A 3,621-nucleotide genomic window follows, 5' to 3' on the forward strand; every position below is an offset into this window, starting at 1 on the left:
CCTTCCGCGCCGCCCGTCGGAAGGCCGCGGCCGGCTGAGGCAGCCGGTGTGCGCAAGCTCACGGCCCCCCGGCCGCCTCGCGGCGCCGCTGCTTTGTTTCATACCGTAGAATGGATACATCCCCCACTCCGGTATTCCCGCATTTCTACGGGTAAACCACTGGCTGCACCGGCCGGAACCACTCCGGTTTCCGGCATTGAAGCCCATGTTTGCCGCGTCTGATTGGTGTGTAGGGTCCGCGTCCAGCGGGCAGTGTCATTTCGGGAGCGCCGGCTTTGAAAACGCCGCCAGGAGCATCCGCAGAGCAGGTCAGCTGCGCAGAAGCGAAATAGTCCAGAGCGCGGCGGGAAGTCCTGCCATGGGATTGCAACAGTGCCGGACTTTGCGTAATGAGGCCTCCCGGCTGCTCCGTATGAACGAAGCGCCGGCGGCCCCCGTCCCGAATGAAGATGAGGATTCTCCATGTCCGACTACACCCATGACGATTTTTCCGCCGAGGCGGAAGCCGGCACCGAAAACCCGGAGAACGGCGCCGTCCTGTTCACCGATTTCAACCTTGACGGCCGCGTGCTCGCGGCGCTGACCGACGTCGGCTACGAAAAGCCCTCGCCGATCCAGGCCGCCACCATTCCGGTGCTGCTCGAAGGCCGCGACGTCGTCGGCCTGGCCCAGACCGGCACCGGCAAGACCGCTGCCTTCGCCATTCCGGCGCTGTCCCGGATGGCCGAGCTGGCCGAGGCCAACGGGCCCGCCCGCGGCACGCAGGTGCTGGTGCTGGCGCCTACCCGCGAACTCGCGCTGCAGGTGGCCGAGGCCTTCACCTCGTACGCCAAGCACCTCGAGGACTTCACCGTGCTGCCCGTCTACGGCGGTTCGGCGTACGGCCCGCAGCTGGCCGGCCTGCGCCGCGGCGCCCAGGTCGTCGTCGGCACCCCCGGCCGCGTGATCGACCACATCGAGAAGGGCTCGCTGGACCTGTCCGGGCTGCAGTACGTGGTCCTGGACGAGGCCGACGAGATGCTGCGCATGGGCTTTGCCGAGGAGGTCGACAAGATCCTCGAGGCCACCCCCGAGGAGAAGCAGGTGGCCCTGTTCTCGGCGACCATGCCCACCTCCATCCGGCGCATCGCCAAGCAGTACCTGAACAACCCGGCCGAGATTTCGGTCAAGTCCAAGACCACCACCGGCGCCAACACCCGCCAGCGCTACCTGCAGGTCATGGGCGCGCACAAGCTGGACGCGCTGACCCGGATCCTCGAAGCGGAAGATTTCGACGGCATCATCGCCTTCGTGCGCACCAAGATGGCCACCGAGGACCTGGCCGACAAGCTCAAGGCCCGCGGCTACCGCGCCGCCGCCATCAACGGCGACATCCCGCAGCAGCAGCGTGAGCGCACGGTCGAGGCCCTGCGCGACGGCAAGATCGACATCCTGGTCGCCACGGACGTTGCCGCCCGCGGCCTCGACGTGGAACGCATCAGCCTGGTCGTCAACTACGACATCCCCAACGACACCGAGTCCTACGTGCACCGGATCGGCCGCACCGGCCGCGCCGGCCGCTCGGGAGATGCGATCCTGTTCATGACTCCGCGCGAGAAGTACCTGCTGCGGGCCATCGAAAAGGCCACGCGCCAGCCCGTCGAGCAGATGCACCTGCCCTCGGCCGAGACCATCAACAACCTGCGGATGGGCAAGTTTGCCGACAAGATCACCGAAACGCTTGCGTCGGAGGACGTCTCGCTCTTCCGCGATCTGATCGCCAACTACGAGGAAGAGCACAATGTGCCGGCTGCGGAAATCGCTGCCGCCCTGGCGGTCATGGCCCAGGGCGGACGGCCGCTGCTGGTCCAGGACCTTCCGGAGGCGCCCAAGGGCCAGCGCGAGCGCGCCGGCGGCAAGCGCGATGCCTTTGGCTCCCGCGGCCCGTCCCGCGCGCTGACGGAGGGCAATGCGACCTACCGCATCGCCGTCGGCCGCCGGCAGCGGGTCATGCCCGGCTCGATCGTCGGCGCCCTGGCGAATGAGGGCGGCCTGACGTCCGCCCAGATCGGCGGGATCGACATCCGCTCGGACCACACCCTGGTGGAGCTGCCCGCGGACCTGTCCCAGGAGCAGCTGCGGGCGCTGTCCAAGACCCGCATCGGCGGCGAACTGATCCATCTGGAGCTGGACACCGGCCGCAAGCCCCGCAGCGACCGCGAGGACGGCGGCTACCGGGGCGACCGCGACGGCGGCCACCGGGGCGGGTTCCGCGGCGGGTTCCGCAGCGACCGGGGCGACCGCGACCGGGGCTACCGCTCCGACCGCGGCGAGCGTCCGTTCAAGAAGAAGTACGACGGCGACCGGGGCTACCGCTCCGACCGCGGCGACCGCTACGAGTCCAGCTTCGGCGGCAGCGGCATCGGGGCGCGCAAGCCCCGCCACGGCCGCAGCTAGCATCGAGGACCCGCGCTTCCCCGCGCGGGCGGCCGGCGCGTCCGGCAGCCTTGGAGGGGCATCCGCACAAGCGGATGCCCCTCCCGGCGTTAACCGCCCCGGCGCTCCGGGTCCTTTCCAGGAAGCCGGAAGTGTGCGATGGGCCACAAAAGCCGGTTTCGATTTCACACCGGCGCAAAGTGCTGGTAATGTATTTCTCCGTTGCCCCCCTAGCTCAGTGGTAGAGCGCAGTCTTGGTAAGACTGAGGTCACGGGATCGATTCCCGTGGGGGGCTCTGAATGGCAGAGCCCGCGTCTGTGTCGCAAGGCGCAGCGCGGGCCTTCCCATTCGTGGCGGTGTAGCTCAGCTGGTTAGAGCGCACGACTCATAATCGTGAGGTCCCGGGATCGAGTCCCGGCACCGCTACCACCAGGAAAACCCCTCCCGGCCGGGAGGGGTTTTCTGCGTCCGGGCCGGTTCGGCCGCCGGGATGTCCAGCTTGCCTGCCTTTTCCGCCTGTGCCTACGGTGGAGGCAGGGCCGCGGTCCTGCGGCACCTCAAAGGAGATCCAAGGAGGATGTGCAACTATGGCTACTGCTGACATCTCCGGAAAGAAAGTCGCCTTCCTGCTCACGGACGGCGTGGAACAAATCGAATTGACCAGCCCCTGGCAGGCCGTGCAGGACGCCGGCGGCCAGCCCGTCCTGGTGGCGCCCAAACCCGGGAAGATCCAAGGCTTCGAAGGCACCGACAAGGGCGACGCGTTCGAGGTTGACGTGGCCGTCGGGGACGCCACCCCCGCCGACTACGACGCGCTGGTCCTGCCCGGCGGCGTCGTCAACGCGGACCACCTGCGCGCCGAGTCCGCCGCCATTGAATTCACCCGGGCCTTCTTCGAGGCGCACAAGCCGGTGGCCTCGATCTGCCACGGTCCGTGGCTGCTGATTGAAGCCGGTGCCGTGGACGGGCGGCGGCTGACTTCCTACCACACCCTCGCCACCGATCTGCGCAATGCCGGTGCGCACTGGGTGGACCAGGAAGTCGTGGTGGACCAGGGGCTGGTCACCAGCCGCAGCCCGAAGGACCTGCCCGCCTTCAACGCCAAGCTGCTGGAGGAAATCGCCGAAGGCGCCCACGCCGGGCAGACCGCCTGAGTGGTCGGCGGCCGCGGCAGCAACGGCGGCGCGGGACCCCGGCGCGGGCCC

At 68.6% G+C, this 3,621-nt stretch carries 2 protein-coding genes and 2 tRNA genes; all 4 read left to right on the forward strand.

From position 1 onward, the window contains the following. Window positions 1–462 precede the first annotated feature (462 nt). A complete protein-coding gene (locus ACFQ36_RS21485) occupies window positions 463–2,436 on the forward strand; it encodes a DEAD/DEAH box helicase (RefSeq protein ID WP_377017385.1) in 1,974 nt (657 codons plus the stop codon). Window positions 2,437–2,639: 203 nt separating this feature from the next. Next, window positions 2,640–2,711, forward strand: a tRNA-Thr gene (locus ACFQ36_RS21490). Window positions 2,712–2,768: 57 nt separating this feature from the next. Next, a tRNA-Met gene (locus ACFQ36_RS21495) sits at window positions 2,769–2,845 on the forward strand. 158 nt (window positions 2,846–3,003) lie between these two features. Then, window positions 3,004–3,570: a type 1 glutamine amidotransferase domain-containing protein gene (locus ACFQ36_RS21500; RefSeq protein WP_377017387.1), complete on the forward strand. Its 567-nt coding sequence runs from the start codon at window positions 3,004–3,006 to the stop codon at window positions 3,568–3,570. Window positions 3,571–3,621: the final 51 nt, after the last annotated feature.

Source organism: Arthrobacter sp. GCM10027362 (assembly GCF_042679445.1).
Taxonomy (GTDB): domain Bacteria; phylum Actinomycetota; class Actinomycetes; order Actinomycetales; family Micrococcaceae; genus Crystallibacter.

Bases quoted from the DNA above. Each gene is read 5' to 3' on its own strand.
- ACFQ36_RS21485 (WP_377017385.1), top strand. From the start codon at position 463: ATGTCCGACTACACCCATGACGATTTTTCCGCCGAGGCGGAAGCCGGC.
- ACFQ36_RS21500 (WP_377017387.1), top strand. From the start codon at position 3,004: ATGGCTACTGCTGACATCTCCGGAAAGAAAGTCGCCTTCCTGCTCACG.